The 16118-nt window shown below is 46.2% G+C and carries 13 protein-coding genes and 1 pseudogene; 4 read left to right on the top strand and 10 right to left on the bottom strand.

Annotated features, from left to right (window positions below; genetic code table 11):
* Positions 1-21: 21 nt before the first annotated feature.
* From A3IK_RS0105180 to A3IK_RS0105165, 4 genes are all read right to left on the bottom strand, one after another.
* A complete protein-coding gene (locus A3IK_RS0105180) occupies positions 22-1236 on the bottom strand; it encodes a restriction endonuclease subunit S (protein WP_020558917.1) in 1215 nt (404 codons plus the stop codon).
* A 77-nt stretch (positions 1237-1313) separates the two neighbouring features.
* Positions 1314-2342, bottom strand: a complete 1029-nt coding sequence (locus A3IK_RS0105175; RefSeq protein WP_020558916.1) for a PDDEXK nuclease domain-containing protein — start codon at positions 2340-2342, stop codon at positions 1314-1316.
* Positions 2339-3835, bottom strand: a complete 1497-nt coding sequence (locus A3IK_RS0105170; RefSeq protein WP_020558915.1) for a type I restriction-modification system subunit M — start codon at positions 3833-3835, stop codon at positions 2339-2341. Before A3IK_RS0105170 ends, A3IK_RS0105175 begins: the two co-directional genes overlap by 4 nt.
* Positions 3836-4099: 264 nt before the next feature.
* Entirely contained in the window at positions 4100-4828 is a 729-nt protein-coding gene (locus A3IK_RS0105165; protein ID WP_020558914.1) for a transglycosylase domain-containing protein, read from the bottom strand.
* A 238-nt stretch (positions 4829-5066) separates the two neighbouring features.
* On the opposite strand from A3IK_RS0105165, the gene A3IK_RS0105160 reads away from it, so the two are divergent.
* Both A3IK_RS0105160 and A3IK_RS0105155 read left to right on the top strand, forming a co-directional pair.
* Positions 5067-5570, top strand: a complete 504-nt coding sequence (locus A3IK_RS0105160) for a protein-tyrosine phosphatase family protein (protein WP_020558913.1) — start codon at positions 5067-5069, stop codon at positions 5568-5570.
* Between the two features lie 136 nt (positions 5571-5706).
* Positions 5707-6294, top strand: a complete 588-nt coding sequence (locus tag A3IK_RS0105155) for a LysE family translocator (protein ID WP_211209415.1) — start codon at positions 5707-5709, stop codon at positions 6292-6294.
* A 60-nt stretch (positions 6295-6354) separates the two neighbouring features.
* Here the strand turns inward: A3IK_RS0105155 and A3IK_RS18570 are convergent, their stop codons facing one another.
* The 5 genes from A3IK_RS18570 to A3IK_RS0105120 all read right to left on the bottom strand — a co-directional run bounded on the left by A3IK_RS18570 (position 6355) and on the right by A3IK_RS0105120 (position 12716).
* The gene (locus A3IK_RS18570; RefSeq protein ID WP_020558911.1) at positions 6355-7275 is read right to left on the bottom strand and encodes an intradiol ring-cleavage dioxygenase; all 921 of its coding nucleotides are present in this window, start codon (positions 7273-7275) and stop codon (positions 6355-6357) included.
* 367 nt (positions 7276-7642) lie between these two features.
* Positions 7643-8062 (bottom strand): hypothetical protein, encoded by a 420-nt coding sequence (locus A3IK_RS21500; protein ID WP_020558910.1) that lies wholly within the window; start codon positions 8060-8062, stop codon positions 7643-7645.
* A gap of 590 nt (positions 8063-8652) precedes the next feature.
* Positions 8653-9270, bottom strand: coding sequence for a hypothetical protein (locus tag A3IK_RS21815; RefSeq protein ID WP_020558908.1), 618 nt, complete (start codon positions 9268-9270; stop codon positions 8653-8655).
* Between the two features lie 380 nt (positions 9271-9650).
* Positions 9651-11606, bottom strand: coding sequence for an alpha-amylase family protein (locus A3IK_RS0105125; RefSeq protein ID WP_020558907.1), 1956 nt, complete (start codon positions 11604-11606; stop codon positions 9651-9653).
* Between the two features lie 81 nt (positions 11607-11687).
* Complete coding sequence (locus A3IK_RS0105120; RefSeq protein ID WP_020558906.1) at positions 11688-12716, bottom strand: LacI family DNA-binding transcriptional regulator; 1029 nt, start codon at positions 12714-12716, stop codon at positions 11688-11690.
* Positions 12717-12961: 245 nt separating this feature from the next.
* On the opposite strand from A3IK_RS0105120, the gene A3IK_RS0105115 reads away from it, so the two are divergent.
* Entirely contained in the window at positions 12962-14593 is a 1632-nt protein-coding gene (locus A3IK_RS0105115) for an alpha-glucosidase family protein (protein WP_020558905.1), read from the top strand.
* 170 nt (positions 14594-14763) lie between these two features.
* Positions 14764-15837 (top strand): alanine racemase, encoded by a 1074-nt coding sequence (gene alr / locus A3IK_RS0105110; RefSeq protein WP_020558904.1) that lies wholly within the window; start codon positions 14764-14766, stop codon positions 15835-15837.
* Between the two features lie 100 nt (positions 15838-15937).
* Here alr and A3IK_RS0105105 read toward each other — a convergent pair.
* Positions 15938-16118, bottom strand: a pseudogene (locus A3IK_RS0105105) (hypothetical protein); the annotation flags it as partial.

Genomic DNA, 16118 nt, shown 5'->3' with positions numbered 1-16118 from the left:
CGTTTATGTGGATAGCATACATTATAACTCACCGTTGAAGGCACGTTGTTGCAAGGAGGAGAATAGGTGGTCGAGTTCGTCGAGGTGTTTTTGTTGGAGGGCTTTTTGGGCTTCGATGGACTCGACAATCCTAGCAAATTGCTTTTGTAGATCCCATGAGGGAGTAATGAACCTAAAATTCTTAATACCTTTGGTACTTAGATTATAATTTCCAGCAGTAGTACGTGCTTCACGGCGTACTTCATGACGGTAGGTAGGATACTCGATAAGATGTTTTATAAAATTTGCATCTAGTTTGGATGTTTTATTTATCCTGCCCCTGATTAAATATGATGCAAAAATCGCCTCACAATCTGAGTCAAAAAGAGCACATCTACCAATGTAGTCTGGATTGCCATTTGTTCTGACAAATAATAAATCATTCTTCTTTAATCTAAGTTTTTTTATCTCTTTTTCATTTAGAGAGACAAACTTGATATCACTCCAGTCTATTTTACCTTCTGCGACATTGGGTATTCTAAGAACTGGAGTGGAGTTATTTCTTTTATCATTAAATGACTTGACTGATGTACCATACGTTAGCTCGGTAAAGACATCATTAGCTGAAATAATTTCCCACCCCTTCGGATTCTCCACCGGATCACCAAACATTTCCAAAAACGTTGCTTGCAGCAAGGCATCGAGTTCTGCTATCGACTGGCGGCGTTTGCTGCGGAGTGTATCAGCAGCATCCAGAATGGCGGCAATGCGTTTTTGTTCGGGGAGGGGGGGAAGGGGGATTTGTAATTGTCGAATGTTCTTTAAGGATACAAACTTTTGTGTTCCACCACGAGAGTTTTTTAAGAGCTGCTGCTTAGCTAAGCCAGACTCAAGAAAATATAAAAAAAATCTATTAAGTACTTTTGATTTTGAAAATTTGAATAAGGCTACATTTTTTATAGAAAACTCAAAATCTTTTTTGACAATTACTGGATTACCTATTGTACCAATCATTGCAAATAAAATATCACCATCATCTACAAAAGACCTTTTAGAAATTGCTAGATGATCATCTTCTGATATATAGCTGCAAGAAGAAAAGTCTAGTATACCACCTACTAGGTTTTTAGATGTAACTAATGGAATGCCATTTTCTTGATATTTTGGGCTTTCATGAGTTCCATCACGAACATCAATAACATCGTTAGCCTGAACCCACGGCCAATTATTTTGTAGTAATTTCCCTACCCTAATCATAGCAATGCCTCCAGCTCCTGCCGCCCTTTAGCAATCCCACTTTCAAACACCACAAAAAACTTAATCCGCATCATTGCCTAATCCTCGCCCCATTGATCATCTTTAAACTCCAAAATATGCCTGCTCTCCAGCTCCCGAACTAACTCCTTCTCATTCGGCAGCACTCGCAGATATTTAGAAGCAAATAATTGCTCACTGTCATTCAGCACAGAATAACGCACAACCGTCTCATCTTTATCAGCACACAGAATAATACCTAGCGTCGGATTATCATCGTGACCCCGTTTGAGATCATCAAACATACGCACATACATATCCATCTGCCCAATATCCTGATGTACCAACTTATCCGTTTTCAAATCAATGAGAACAAAACACTTCAATAGGTAATTGTAAAAAACCAGATCAATATAAAAATGTGAGGTTTCACTACTAATTCTAAACTGCCGCCCGACAAAGGAAAAACCCTTGCCCAGCTCCAGCAAAAAAGTTTGCAGATTATTAATAAGTGCCGTTTCAAGCGTGCTTTCGTGTAATTTTTTATTTTCTGGGATATTTAAAAACTCCAGAATATAAGGGTCTTTCAGGATATGTTCGGGGCTTAATGTGGGAGTCCCCTCTTCTTGGCTCTTCCCTGAGGAGGTATTAAGCAAGCGCTCAAAGGTTTGGGTTTTTATCTGGCGCTCTAATTGCCGCACACTCCAATTCTGCTCTTGTGCTTCAGTGAGATACCAAAGCCGTGCGCGATCATCTTTTTCACGCATTATCAGCCGGTTATGGCTCCAGCTCAATTTAGTACACAGTGTGTAGGCTTTTCCCTGTTCTGGATAAATCAGGTAAAACTTCCTGAAATTTTGCAGATTAGCCACAGAAAAACCTTTGCCAAACTCATCACCTAACTGTCTGGAAAGTTCGGCAATGAGTGATTTTCCATAGTCTGCACGGGCTTCACCTTTTTGCTCTTCTTCAACAATGCGCTTTCCTATCTGCCAATAAGCATCCACCATAATACTATTGATCTGGGAATAGGCTTTCTCCCTTGACTCTTGCAATATGATCCGAATGGTCTGGTAGCAGTCTGATTGCTTTAGTAAATCTTTACTCATCCCAGCAATGCCTCCAGCTCCTGCCGCCCTTTAGCAATCTCCTCCTCCAACGCCGCCAACCGCGCCAAAATCACCTTAGGTGCATCATAATCCACCGCCTCATGCACCACTTCCTTATAGCGATTAATCGACAAATCATAATCATTATTCACAATCTCCTGCTTTGGCACCAAAAAGCTCTGCTCCGTGCGCTTGCGCCCCGTCTCCTCACTGCGCTGTTGCCAACGTGCCAAAATATCCGCTAAATCCGACTTATCCGGCTGCGGCGTGCGCTTATCATCCAGCGAAAACCCATCTGATTGCATATCATAAAACCAGACATGATCCGTCCCGCCGGAGTTAGTCTTGGTAAAAAACACAATCGCCGTCGACACCCCCGCATAAGGCTTAAATACCCCCGATGGCATAGACACAATCCCATCCAGCTTATGCTCCTCCACCAGTATCCGCCGCAGCTCCTTATGGGCATTACTCGAACCAAACAACACCCCATCCGGCACAATCACCGCCGCCCGACCCCCCGCTTCCAGCAAGCGCAGGAACAGAGCAATAAACAACAGCTCCGTTTTCTTGGTCTTTACCACCTGCTGCAAATCTTTAGCAGTCGACTCATAGTCCAGACTCCCCGCAAAAGGTGGATTAGCCAAAATAAGCGAATAGGTGCCGCTATCATCGCCCTCATTTTCCCCACGTTCTGCCAGCGAATCCCGATAACGGATATCAGGGTTTTCCACTCCATGCAGCAGCATATTCATACTGCCAATGCGTAACATCGTGGTATCAAAATCAAAGCCGAAAAACGTATCCTCGGCGTATTTTTTGCGGCTCTCAGCGTTTTGATAAATAGCAGTCGCATGATGCTCATTCATATATTCCGCCGCTGCTACCAGAAAGCCCGCTGTACCACAGGCCGGATCGACAATGGCATCCTTAGGAGTCGGAGCCATCATGTCCACCATCAGCTTGATAATATGGCGTGGGGTGCGGAATTGACCGTTTTGTCCCGCGCTCGCAATCTTGCCCAGCATGTATTCATACAGATCGCCCTTGGTGTCGGCATCGCTCATGTCGATTTTGTCGAGCTGATCCACCACGTTAGACAAGACACGCGGCGAGGGCATACTAAAGAGTGCATCTTTCATATGATGGGCATAGGTACTATTCGCGGCTTCCGTATCACCCTGCGGTTTATCACCGAGTTGCTTAATAAACGGAAACACCCCATCGCGCACGGTGACAAACATCTGCTCAGGCGCATTATCCCGAAAACGTGACCAGCGCAGAGCATCCTGTTCGGGTGTAAAAATCGGGTCTTCAATGGGTTTGCCAGTGCGGGAAGCTTTGCGCTCTTTCAGGGTTTGTAGTTCATCCAAGCGTTTGATGAATAACAAATAGGTCATTTGCTCAATCACGGACAAAGGATTAGAAACACCCCCCGACCACATGGTATCCCAAATTTTATCGACTTTAGATCTTAACTCGCCCGTAATCATGCACGTTCCTTTCAGAAAAATAGGGGTATTTTGCTAGTCTTAGCAAGGTATAAACGGTTGTGGGTATTGTAGAGGTAATACCTCGGCACGACTAGCGGGGGAGTAGACGCTAAGCCTGTGAGTTAATATCAGACCTGAGCGCCGCCTCATCCCACGCTATAGCATGGCATAGTCCTATGGTCGGGTGCTGACCATTCAAAATAAGTGGCTGTAATGAATTTTAGCAGCAGCAGTGATGTAGAAAGCAATATCCGAGCAAGCCTATTAGTCAGTGAGTAGCCGTAATAATTTTATTAGCATTTCCTCAGCTCTAGATCCCTGCTGCTTACCACTATATTCCACATCTAATAGGCTGGCGGGTTTTAGCTCACCCTTAAGATAAGCATGGAGGCGGCGCATGCGTTCGGTGTGGGCGGCTGTTCCCGGCTTGTAGGCATTCGGGCCGATTAGCATAGCCGTCAGCGCTAGAAACTCGTCATCACTGAGGGCGGCAAAATCTTTGTGAAAGTAAACTTGCGCGGCTTGGGCAAAGCCTTGTACAGATTTGCCGTTTTCATGCCCGAAATAGGTTAGATTTAGTAAGAGCTGCAATTGCTGCGCTTTGGACACCTGTTCATTTAGTACATAACGGGCAATGAGAGTCTGGCGAATTTTGGCAATACCGGGTTGGAAGCCAGCAGGAAAATAGATCTGTTTTACTAGCCCCTGCGTGATAGTAGTCATGCCCGCCCCCGGTGTTTGGAAGTCCACCCCTTTATGCTGCATAAATAGCGGGTCTTCCACAGCTAATAGCATAGCAAGCTGCTGAGGGTTCAGGTCTTGAGCCTGTAGCGGATGCGTTTGCTGAGCGAGTGCCTGCTGAATCAATGCAGGCGTTTGCTGCCGAGCCTGATGAATAGTGTAACCATACCATGCTGCCATAGCGGCGAGACTCAATAGCGGAATGATTACAAAAAGAATCAGTAGACGTTTGATATGGGGGCGATAGGTCATGATGTTCCTCAGGTAGCGATAATAATTGCTTGTACAGGACTCACTGGGTTCATTTTTAGAAATTCGAGTGTGTCCTGATTGTTATAATAAGATGAAGTGGCAGAAAATTTATTTGTAGTAGGGATTTTGATTATATATCGATCAAAAAAGTAGATGTAATGCTATGAAGGTGAGTGAGAAACTGAATTATGTTGAGTATTTTTTCTTTGATTTATAGGTTGCAAAGTAGCTGGCAGTTATGACCCCTGACATTTTCTGGATTAAAGATATTACTCCCCTACGGCTTGCGGTTATGCCGCGCCCGCGTGCTGGTGAGTGGCTCGTGGATGAAATCGCGGGTTTTGCTCATTTAGGGGTATCAGTGATAGTCAGTCTGCTGGAACCGCATGAGGTTGTAGCACTTGGTTTACAGGATGAGCAGGCTCTATGCACCTCCCACGGTATCGAGCTACTTTCGTATCCGATTGCGGATCGTAATGTTCCAGAGTCAATGCTTAGGACTCATATTATGATTTCATCGCTGGTTGATAGACTGCACAAGGGTGAGAGTGTGGCGATTCATTGTCGCGCGGGTATCGGGCGTACTGGTTTGATAGCAGGGTGTGTACTCACACAACTAGGGTATAAGCCAGCAGAGGCGCTGCAAATCATCAGTACTGCGCGGCGGGTTCAAGTACCGGATACCGAACAACAGAAAGAGTGGCTGAGTAGATATGCACAGGCATATCCCTATCAGAGTTAATAATAGATTCACGTACTCCCGTTCTTTTGTTAAAAGCATTCGCTATACTGGACTGGCATCATTTGATGTGTATACAGGTATCTACGAGGGTAAAGTGGACATTCATAGTTGGCTGCTTTTTTCATCTATTGCGTTTATGGCTACCATTACACCAGGGCCTGCGGTGTTGCTAGCCACCACACATAGCCTAAGCTATGGCTGGCGCTCGGCTGTGTTTACTATTCTGGGTAATATTTCTGGGCTTTTTATCATGTCGGCGCTATCCGTGCTGGGGCTGAGCGTTATTATTTTGGGTTCGGAATGGGTATTTTCCATTATCAAATATATCGGGGCAGCCTATCTGATCTATTTGGGTATTAAATTCTGGCGTAATGGGCTGAAGCCTGTCACCACCGATACCCAGTCGACGCAGCGGCGTATTAAGCCTCTCAAGTTATACCTGAATGGTTTAGCGGTGGCCTTGAGCAACCCCAAGGCGATTGCTTTCACAACCGCTCTGTTTCCCCAGTTCATCAAGCAAAATGAGCCATTATTAGTGCAATTTTCGATTCTAGTATTGACCTTTATGGCCTTATCTTTTTTCTCACTGCTGTTTTATGCCAGCATTGTTCATACCAGCAAAGCTAAGGTGCTGCACTCACCGCATAGCTATCTCAATAAGGTTTTCGGAGCCGCCTTTGTCTTGGCAGGGGTCGCATTGGCGAATGTGACTTATAGCCGATAAATCAGCAGCACCCGACTTATCACTTATACGGGAATAGTCGGGTACTGGGGCTATTATTTATTATGACTTGCTCTTTGTAGTGTCTTCGCTGCTAGCTGTTGGAATGAGGTCAACGGGCTTCCACTCTTTCATACGTGGTGGCATACCTCCACCCGGAGGCATCATGGGTTTGCCATTTGCATCTAAGGGGGGGCGTCCATTGGGTGGGGGTAAAGGTTTGCCATCAGCACCCATAGGAGGTGGAGGAGGGTTGCCACCACGCTGCACGGAGCGGGCTTCAGGATCAATACCAACTACTAATGCTGCATCATAACCATCAGTCTGTTCACGCACTGCTGCATAGGAGCCTTCGCCCGCTTCTTTAGCAATACCATCATTAATATTGATCATATCGCGGGTGGTTTTCCGTCCGCCGTAGTCGGGTGCATTGTCAAAAATATACTGGCTCAGAGCATCAGGGAAGAAAGCTTGTCCGGTGAGTACCTGAGTCTGATCTAGAAATACTTTGAAGTGGATATGTACAGTGCGTCCCATATACCAGCCCGGGTAAATCGTCTGGAAGGTAGCGATACCCGCGCTATCCGTCATTTGAGTACCGCGTAGAAAAGTCTGTTTACTGGTATCAACCTGAGTATCAGACCCCTGACCGCTATAACCAGAGTAATTCCCTTGAGCATCACAGTGCCAAATATCAACCCGCGCTTTTTCTAGAGGCTTACAGTCAGCCCCTACCACTTGAATACGCATTTTCAGCGGGATGCCAGTACGGTCTTCACGAATATCCGCACGTACTAAATCCTTATCAAGGTAATAAGGGCCTTCGGTGACTTCGGGGGTCAGTTGGCAGACATTACTGCTGATCAGCCCAACACTCGCCGCTTTGTTCTCTGCCATAGCGGGTGAGAGCCAAACCAGTCCAGCAGCAGTGGGGGCGGTAGCCAACAGCTTCAATACACTGCGGCGGTTTAGGTTTTCACTCATAATGCTTTCTTCTCCTGAGATCCATGTTTGGTATTAAATAATACTTGATAGTATGACAGATAGTTTACAAGCAAATTGTCAGGCAACATGGAGATTTAATGGAAGAATAATGGAAATGATAATTGCGTATGGCGAGGGTTAGAAAAAAATATTATTTCTATTCTACAAATAGAATGTGGCGGTTTGTCTAAGGTGTATAGTATGGAATAAATGGATTATTAGCCAATAAGAAAGTTTAGCGAATTGTTCTAATTGATATTGTTTTATTTCAGTAAGATATAAGTGCTATTTAATAAAGATTGAAGAGCATAAGGGAGGCCATCACCCCTTGATCAGACCCCCTTATGCTGAGGTAGCTAATAACTAATTAGCACCATTTTCCACCTTTAAATCCAGAGCCTTTGGCAGCATGGTCGTTAGAAATAAATTTGCCGCCGTCTTTACCGGTAACTACACAGTCATCGCCACCCTTACCACCTTTGTCGCCACCATGACCTACACCGTGGCTACCACCGTGACCAAGACCGTGACCAATGCTGTGACCGATACCGTGGCCTTTACCACCGCCGACACCATGACCACCGCCGTGACCGCCACCAATATTGATATTGATGTTAGGAAAACCACCACTATGACCACCTTTACCACCACCAACCTTAACAGGAGGGCAATCTAATGCGCTAGCAAATTGATTAGTATCACCTTTGCTAGGAGCATTAGGAATTGGTTTTGTATTAGGATTAACACCGGAACCGATAACGCTATTGCCGATTACTGAGTTGGTCATGATTATTCTCCATCACTTTAAATATTAACTTCATGTTTAATTTAGATACAGCAAGCTCGCTCTTATTTATGAGTCGTTTCAGTATCTGAAGTGGAATCTAGCTGGAGATTGTGCAAACAAATTGCATTAGTTGCAAAGCTAAGATAAACACAGGCTTAATTTGGATAAGCGGTAAAAGTTATTTTTTGGAAATTTAAATAATGCGAGATGGGTGATAAATTAATTTTAATAATACCTGCATCGATGAGGTAGTTTAATTTTTTGCCGTACTTAGCCAATAGAATTTTTTAGCAGGAATAGATAGCTGATGATTGTCAAGATTGGGCATAAGCTGTGTGAATAAACTTTAAAGAGCATAAGGAGGACATCACCCCTTGATTAGCCCTCCTTATGCTGAGGTAGTTAGCTAATGGCTAATTAGCTCCATTTTGCATCTTTAACCCCACCAGTACCTTTGCCTGCAGGGTCGTTAGCAACAAAGCTACCACCTTTTCCACTGTCTTGAGCTTTACCAGCATCTTTACCGCTGTCACCATTGTGACCAACGCCGTTACCAATGCTGTGACCTAGACCGTTACTAATGCTGTGACCTAGACCATTGCCACCTTTACCACCGCCGTTGCCGCCACCGATTCCGCCAGCATGACCACCGCCATTGCCGTTGCCACCGCCGACACCACCAGCACCGCCGCCAGCATGACCACCGCCATTGCCGCCGCCGACACCACCAGCACCGCCGCCGTTGCCACCGCCGTTACCGCCACCGCCGACTCCACCAGCATGACCACCGCCATTGCCGCCGCCGATTCCGCCAGCATGACCACCGCCATTGCCGCCGCCGACACCACCAGCACCGCCGCCGTTGCCACCGCCGTTACCGCCACCACCGATTCCGCCAGCATGACCACCGCCGTTGCCACCGCCGTTACCGCCACCGACTCCGCCAGCATGACCACCGCCATTGCCGTTGCCACCGCCGTTACCGCCACCGATTCCGCCAGCATGACCACCGCCATTGCCGTTGCCACCGCCGACACCACCAGCACCGCCGCCGTTGCCACCGCCGTTACCGCCACCGACTCCACCAGCATGACCACCGCCATTGCCGCCGCCGACACCACCAGCACCGCCGCCATTGCCACCGCCGTTACCACCGCCGATTCCACCAGCATGACCAGCGCCATTACCGCCGCCGACACCACCAGCATTGCCTTTGTCACCGCCACCTAATGCATTAGCAAAATGTTGAGAGTCATTTTTGCTAGGGGCATTGGGAGTTGGTTTTGTATTAGGATTAACACCGGAACCGATAACACTATTGCCGATTACTGAATTGGTCATCATTATTCTCCATCACTTAAATATTATCTTCATGTTTGATACAGCAAGCTCGCTCTTATTTATTGAGTCGTTTCAGTATCTGGAGTGAAATCTAGTTTGATATTGTGCAAACAAATCGCATCGGATTCAGAGCTAAGATAAACGTAGGCTTAATACGGATAGGCGGTCGAAATTGTTTTTTGACGGGTTAAATAAGGCGATATGAGGGCAAAATTAATTTTAATAATACCCTCATGTAGTAGATTTTTTAGTTTGCGGTGGCGCTTAGCCAATAGAATCCTTTAGCAGGAATAGCCAGCAGATGGTTATCAATGATTTCTATAACTTCTTGATTATAAAGATCATATAAAGCCTCTCCTTGCCAACCTTGTTGGTTTAGATAGCTAAGATTGAAATGATGTTCTCGATCATCAAAATTCGCGATCACAAACAAAGGTGCTTGCACGCCGCTCGGATCTTTACAGGCCATCACGAGTAGGTGAGCGTTATCTTGGTCTATTAATACACGATTATTCAGGTCGGCTAAAATGGGTAGCTGTTTACGTAAGGCAATCAGCCGTTGTAGCGCACTAAACACGGCTTGCTGCGGATTAGCGGTGCTTAAGAGCTGTTGAATACGATCCCATTGTAATTGTGGGCGATGCATCCAACGATTATCACTCGCTTTAGTCGGATCATTGAGATAGTCATGATCATTGAGTGTGGCTAGTTCATCACCATAGTACAGTAAGGCAATGCCACCATAAGACATAATCAAGGCGTGGAGCGTGATAATTAATTGTTGCGCCTGCTCAATAGCAACAGGATCATTCGCCTCCATTGCCGCTTCTAAACCGGCGAGGGAGGCTAGTGAGCCGGAAATTCGTGCATCTCCCGTCTTAGGATTACTACCAAAGGGCGCACCTCTAGAAATAGTCGCAGGGTATTGTCCGGTTAAATAGTCGAGCAAATAACGGCGGTGTAAATAGGGGGTAAATCCGGCTCGCACAATATCCTCATCACTAAACCCTAAGCCAATATCATCATGGCAGCGTATATAGTTCAGCCATGTGGTTCCGAGTGGTTTAACAGGTAAGTGTTTTAAGGTATTGGTGAGCACCTTTGTATTACGTGTGGCGACGGCCTCCCATAGTAAGGCCATGAAAGTAGCGTTATAGGCAATATCACACTCTTGCGTGCTCGGTGTGCCAAAGTACTTCATAATATCATGCGGAGCGACAATAGCCTCGGCAATAAATAACACACCGGGGGTAACAATCTGGCTACAGGCTTTAAATAATTGCAGCAGTGTGTGGGCTTGAGCGAGATTTTGGCTAGTCGTACCGATCTGCTTCCAAATAAAAGCCGGAGCATCCAAGCGTAAAATATCAGCCCCTTGATTAGCCCAGTGTAAAATGATGGAGGTCATTTCACGGAATACGGCGGGGTTGGTGTAGTTTAGATCCCACTGATAATGATTAAAGACGGTCATCACCCATTGTTGTAGTGACTCATCCCACGTAAAACTGCCCGGTGCGGTTTCAGGGAAGACTTCTGGCATAGTGCGTTCAAATTGATCCGGCACCGTGCGATCAGAATAACAGTAGTAATAGTCTTGATAGGTCTTTTCACCAGCACGCGCGCGTTGTACCCATTCATGCTCATCCGAGGTGTGATTGATGACCACATCTAAGGTAAGGAGCATTTTCTCACGGCGTAGGTTAGTAGTGAGTTGATGAAGCTGGTCTTGCGTACCAATACGGGAGTCTACTTTGCGAAAATCACTAATCGCATAGCCGCCATCATTGCTACCTTCAGGGCATTGCATTAAAGGCATAATGTGAATCATATTCACGCCTAGGTTTTGCAAATACCCCACCTTACTATTCACCCCGGCTAAGCCACCAGCAAAACGATCCGCGTAGAGTGCCATCCCAACCCATTGTTGACTGAGAAACCAGGTGGGGTTTTGCTCGCGTTCAAGGTCAGTTTGCTTGAGTGTAGGGGAGCGTTCTATATAGCTTTGCGCTAGGGTGTGAATGAGCTGTTGTAGTTGATCTTCTAGATCGGCTCGTTGCCCATAAAGCGACAGGTAACGGCTATAAATTTCAGGGAAATGAATACCTAAGCGGGTATAAAATGGCTGTAGTTGCTTGCGACCAAAAGTGTCACTGAGTGTGCTTAGAATACGTTGTAAAACGGCATGAGCTTGAGAGGAGTACATGGTAAATACGTGCCTAGCGATGTTGAGTGAATACGCATCATAAAGGCACGACTGGATGGACTGCAAGCGTTTTGGTTTGCTTCAAGTACGGCGTGGGCGAGCTGAGCTACGCATCACTAATTCAACATCTAAAACCCGCTGAGGTTTCACGGTTTGGACATTCGGGTGTTGAATATCATACTGGAGCATACGAGCGATTTCATAGCCTGCGGGTCTAATAGGAGAATAGGTAGTAGTAAGCGGTGGATCAAATTTGTCTGCTGCGAGATAGGGGAGTTCATCGTCGTGAGCAATTAAGGAAATATCGCGTCCAGGTTCTAAACCATGTTGACGAATAGCCCGCAAAGCACCCAAAGCATGAATCATACTGGTGATAATAAATGCGGTAGGGCGAGGTTTAAACATGAGCATTTTAGACACTGCCATAAACCCGTCCTCCTCACGCATACCACCATTGGAATAAGTTAAGGCAGGGTCATAGGTAATATTCCACTGTTGCAACGCCTCTCGATAACCTTGATGCCGATTACGGGCGAAGGTTAAGCGCTCATCACCGTTCACTAGACCAATACGCTCATGCCCTAAATCTAAGAGTAAATGGGTGGCTTTGAAGAAAGCACCTTTGTTATCAATATCCAGATAACTATAGGGAAGCTCACATAAGGTACGCCCATGCACCACAAAGGGAAAACCCGACTGTGCTAAACGTTCCACGCGTTTATCTTGAATCAACGGGCTACTAATAATAATACCATCCACCCGCCCCGAACGTGCTAATTGAGCATAGACCTCTAATTCAGCATCATGATTAACAGGCAAGATTGTAATATCCATCTGGTTTTCATTGAGATAGTAGGCAAGGCCGGCGAGGAATTCGCTGAATAAGGGTTCTGCTAGTAGATTTTGCTCCATAGGCAAAATTAGACCTACATGACCCGTGCGTCCCGTTGCTAGTGATTTAGCATGGGGATTCGGTCGATAATTTAATTCTCGCGCGGCTTCTTGTACACGTTGGCGGGTTTTCTCACTGACTTCAGGATAGCCATTTAAAGCCCGGCTAATCGTTGTCTGTGATAATCCCAGCCGTAGAGAAAGGGCTTTAAGACTCATAAGGTTAGGTTGTCATGTTGGTTACACACTTTTTGATTTTAGCCCTAAATCCATGCGGGTGAAAGAGATAGCGCAGGCTCTGTTTAAGACTGCATACAAGATCAAGACACTAAAAGGCGCATTCTACTCTAAAAGGTCGAAAAAGTAGTCAAGCTGCTGCATGAGTGATGCTTTCAAAACAACGCTCAATCGGGCATGATGAACACGCATTATGATGAGCAAAATGAGCGAAGAGGTGAGTGATAATGACTGAGAGCAAGCAGTTTCAGCAACTAGGGGGCGCGTCTGATTGGTGGAAGGGAGCGGTAATTTATCAAATTTACCCGCGTTCGTATCAAGACACGAATGGGGATGGGATTGGTGATATACGCGGTATTATTGAAAGGCTTGATTATATTGCGAGTCTTGGTGTAGATGCTATTTGGGTATCGCCCTTCTATAAATCCCCCATGAAAGATTTTGGCTATGATGTCTCGGATTATCGGGATGTCGATCCTTTATTTGGTTCTTTAGCCGATTTTGATGAATTATTAGTAAAAGCGCATGCTAAAGGCCTACGAATTCTAATTGATTTAGTGTTATCCCACACCTCCGATCAACATCCTTGGTTTAAAGAAAGTCGGCAATCCGCTGATAATCCTAAAGCTGATTGGTTTGTCTGGGCGGATGCTAATGAAGATGGTACGCCACCTACTAATTGGTTCTCTATCTTTGGCGGTTCAGCGTGGGAATGGGAGACACGGCGACGTAAATATTACTTACACAACTTTTTAACCAGTCAGCCAGACCTGAATTTCCACAATATTGAAGTGCAAGATGCACTCTTGGATATGGTGCGCTTTTGGTTGGATAAGGGTGTAGATGGTTTTCGTCTAGATACCGTGAATATGTATTTTCACGATAAGCAATTGCGTAATAACCCACCCATTGGTAATAAGCGGGTGAATGGTGTTGACCCCACCAATCCCTATTCTAGACAAGAGCCTAAATATAATATTACTCAGCCCGAAAACTTAGCTTTCCTAGAGCGCTTACGTCAGTTAATGAATGAGTATCCCGCCGTGACCACAGTAGGTGAGTTAGGGGCGGTGACGGATATGTATGGTTTCATTGCCCAATACACCGAAGCGGGCAAGCGTATCCATATGGCCTATAGCTTTGATTTTATGACGCCCGAATATAGTGCTGAGCATATTCGTGGGGTGATTAGCCGGATGCAAGAGCGGGGTGGAACGGGTTGGCCGTGTTGGGCGTTTTCTAATCATGATGTGGCACGGGTAGTGACACGCTGGGGGCAGGGGCCGCAATCTGGGGCTATGCTAGTCGCTTTACTCACCAGTATTCGCGGTAGTGCGTGTTTGTATCAAGGTGAGGAGCTAGCCTTACCCGAAGCCGATGTCGCCTTTGAAGATTTACAAGACCCGTTTGGCATTCGCTTCTGGCCGGATTATAAAGGGCGTGATGGTTGCCGTACGCCTATCCCTTGGAGTGCAAAGCAGCCTTATGCCGATTTCTCTAGCGTAAAACCGTGGCTACCGATTGCGAGTGATCATTTTGCCCGTGCGATTAGCGAACAAGAGCATAAAGAGCATTCCGATCTTAAGACCATTCGTGCCTTTTTGCATTGGCGTAAGAGTCAGCCTGCTCTCTTAACCGGTAGTCTCCGTTTTGTGGATGCCCCTGATACTTTAGTGGCGTGGGTACGTGAAACTGAAGGCAATAAAGTGTTGTGTGTATTTAATTTAACCGCTGAGGCTCAAGAGTACACCTTGCCTGCGAATGCGCAAGCATTAACAGGACATGGTTTTAATAGTGCTCAACAGGGTAATACCGCACAATTAGGTGCCTATCAAGTGTTCTTTGCGCAGTTGAATTGATGCCATTAGGTCTATTGACGAGAAGCTAAATACGGACTAGCTTTTTGCCCTCCTATTAAGCCGCTCTATTGCCTATAATGGGGCAATAGAGTGGCTATTGGTCTATTGTGAGCCGCTGTAATCATAATAATTTTTTGATCTTATTGTTTCTTATTATTAAGGAGCTTGTCATGCGTCCAGCGCGTGCGTGTATTAATCTCAAAGCACTACGGCATAATTATCACTATGCTAAATCGTTAGCACCTCACTCTAAAGCCGCCGCCATTATTAAAGCGAATGCCTATGGGCATGGTGCGGTGGTGGTAGCACGGGCATTGTATGATGCGGATGCGTTTGGGGTAGCCTGTATTGAAGAGGCTTTGGAGCTGCGAGAGTCGGGTATTACCCAGCCTATTGTATTGCTAGAGGGCGTATTTACTCCTGATGAATTACCGTTAGCCGCCCGTTATCAATTCATGATTGCGGTGCATAATGTGGAGCAAGTGGAGTGGTTGGAGCAGGCGCAATTAACTCAACCCTTGGCTATCTGGTTCAAGATTGATACGGGTATGCATCGTTTAGGTTTTGCCCCTGAACAAGTTCCGGCCTTTTATGCTCGTTTAAAAGCTTGTGCTAATGTTGCTGCTATAACCTTGATGACCCATTTTGCCCGTGCAGATGAGGTAGATTGCTCGGCGACGGAGCAACAGATTGCCCGCTTCAAAACAGCAACCCAAGGGATTCAAGCCCCTGTGAGTATTGCTAATTCACCTGCTACCCTCATGTGGCCTAGTACCCGTTTGGATTGGATACGTCCGGGGATTATGTTGTATGGCGCTACTCCTGTGGCAGAGGATTTACCCGAATCGAAAGCACTACAACCTGTGATGACACTAGAGTCTGCTTTAATTTCAGTGCGTGAATTGGGGGTGGGAGAAAGTATTGGTTATGGAGCACGTTTTACCTGTGAACAGCCCACACGAGTGGGTGTAGTCGCGATGGGCTATGCTGATGGCTATCCTCGCCATGCGGTAAATGGTACTCCGGTTGCTGTTAATGGCGTGCGTACCCGTATTATTGGGCGGGTGTCGATGGATATGTTGACCGTCGATTTAACGCCTTTACCGACCGCTAAAGTCGGGGATCGAGTGGAGTTATGGGGGAATACCGTGCGGGCTAATGAGGTGGCTGCTCATAGTCAAACGATTGCTTACACGCTATTTACTGGAGTCACGCGCCGAGTGCCTTTAGTGTATCAATCATAGCGCTTAGCGGGTTTACTAGCCTCCTAATAGCTGTAGTGTGTCGTAAGCCTATCATCTTAAAAAGCAGGGGGCTGGTCATCCAGGGCAATCGCTTGAATCTTTATTGTTGTAGAGGGATGAGTGGCTCCAAGAGTTCGGCGAGATAATCGGTTGACCAAGCGGCCTGCTTGCGCCGTACTTTGAGACTATGCTTATTTGTCTGGCTGTACCGAAGTAAGTTAGTCGCCATCTGGCGTAGGAGGGAGAAATTGTGAGGCCCATCGCCGGTACGGTTACGCGCC

The sequence above is a fragment of the Thiofilum flexile DSM 14609 genome, assembly GCF_000380185.1.
Classification (GTDB): domain Bacteria; phylum Pseudomonadota; class Gammaproteobacteria; order Thiotrichales; family Thiotrichaceae; genus Thiofilum; species Thiofilum flexile.
Note: the sequence above shows the minus strand (reverse complement) of the source record. Positions and strands in the feature narration are given on the sequence as shown.

Coding starts and splice junctions, on each gene's coding strand:
- A3IK_RS0105175 (WP_020558916.1), bottom strand. CDS start 2,342: ATGAGTAAAGATTTACTAAAGCAATCAGACTGCTACCAGACCATTCGG.
- A3IK_RS0105125 (WP_020558907.1), bottom strand. CDS start 11,606: ATGTACTCCTCTCAAGCTCATGCCGTTTTACAACGTATTCTAAGCACA.
- A3IK_RS0105160 (WP_020558913.1), top strand. CDS start 5,067: ATGACCCCTGACATTTTCTGGATTAAAGATATTACTCCCCTACGGCTT.
- A3IK_RS0105155 (WP_211209415.1), top strand. CDS start 5,707: ATGGCTACCATTACACCAGGGCCTGCGGTGTTGCTAGCCACCACACAT.
- A3IK_RS18570 (WP_020558911.1), bottom strand. CDS start 7,275: ATGAGTGAAAACCTAAACCGCCGCAGTGTATTGAAGCTGTTGGCTACC.
- A3IK_RS21815 (WP_020558908.1), bottom strand. CDS start 9,270: ATGCTGGTGGTGTCGGCGGCGGTAATGGCGCTGGTCATGCTGGTGGAA.
- A3IK_RS0105120 (WP_020558906.1), bottom strand. CDS start 12,716: ATGAGTCTTAAAGCCCTTTCTCTACGGCTGGGATTATCACAGACAACG.
- A3IK_RS21500 (WP_020558910.1), bottom strand. CDS start 8,062: ATGACCAACTCAGTAATCGGCAATAGCGTTATCGGTTCCGGTGTTAAT.
- A3IK_RS0105180 (WP_020558917.1), bottom strand. CDS start 1,236: ATGATTAGGGTAGGGAAATTACTACAAAATAATTGGCCGTGGGTTCAG.
- A3IK_RS0105165 (WP_020558914.1), bottom strand. CDS start 4,828: ATGACCTATCGCCCCCATATCAAACGTCTACTGATTCTTTTTGTAATC.
- alr (WP_020558904.1), top strand. CDS start 14,764: ATGCGTCCAGCGCGTGCGTGTATTAATCTCAAAGCACTACGGCATAAT.
- A3IK_RS0105170 (WP_020558915.1), bottom strand. CDS start 3,835: ATGATTACGGGCGAGTTAAGATCTAAAGTCGATAAAATTTGGGATACC.
- A3IK_RS0105115 (WP_020558905.1), top strand. CDS start 12,962: ATGACTGAGAGCAAGCAGTTTCAGCAACTAGGGGGCGCGTCTGATTGG.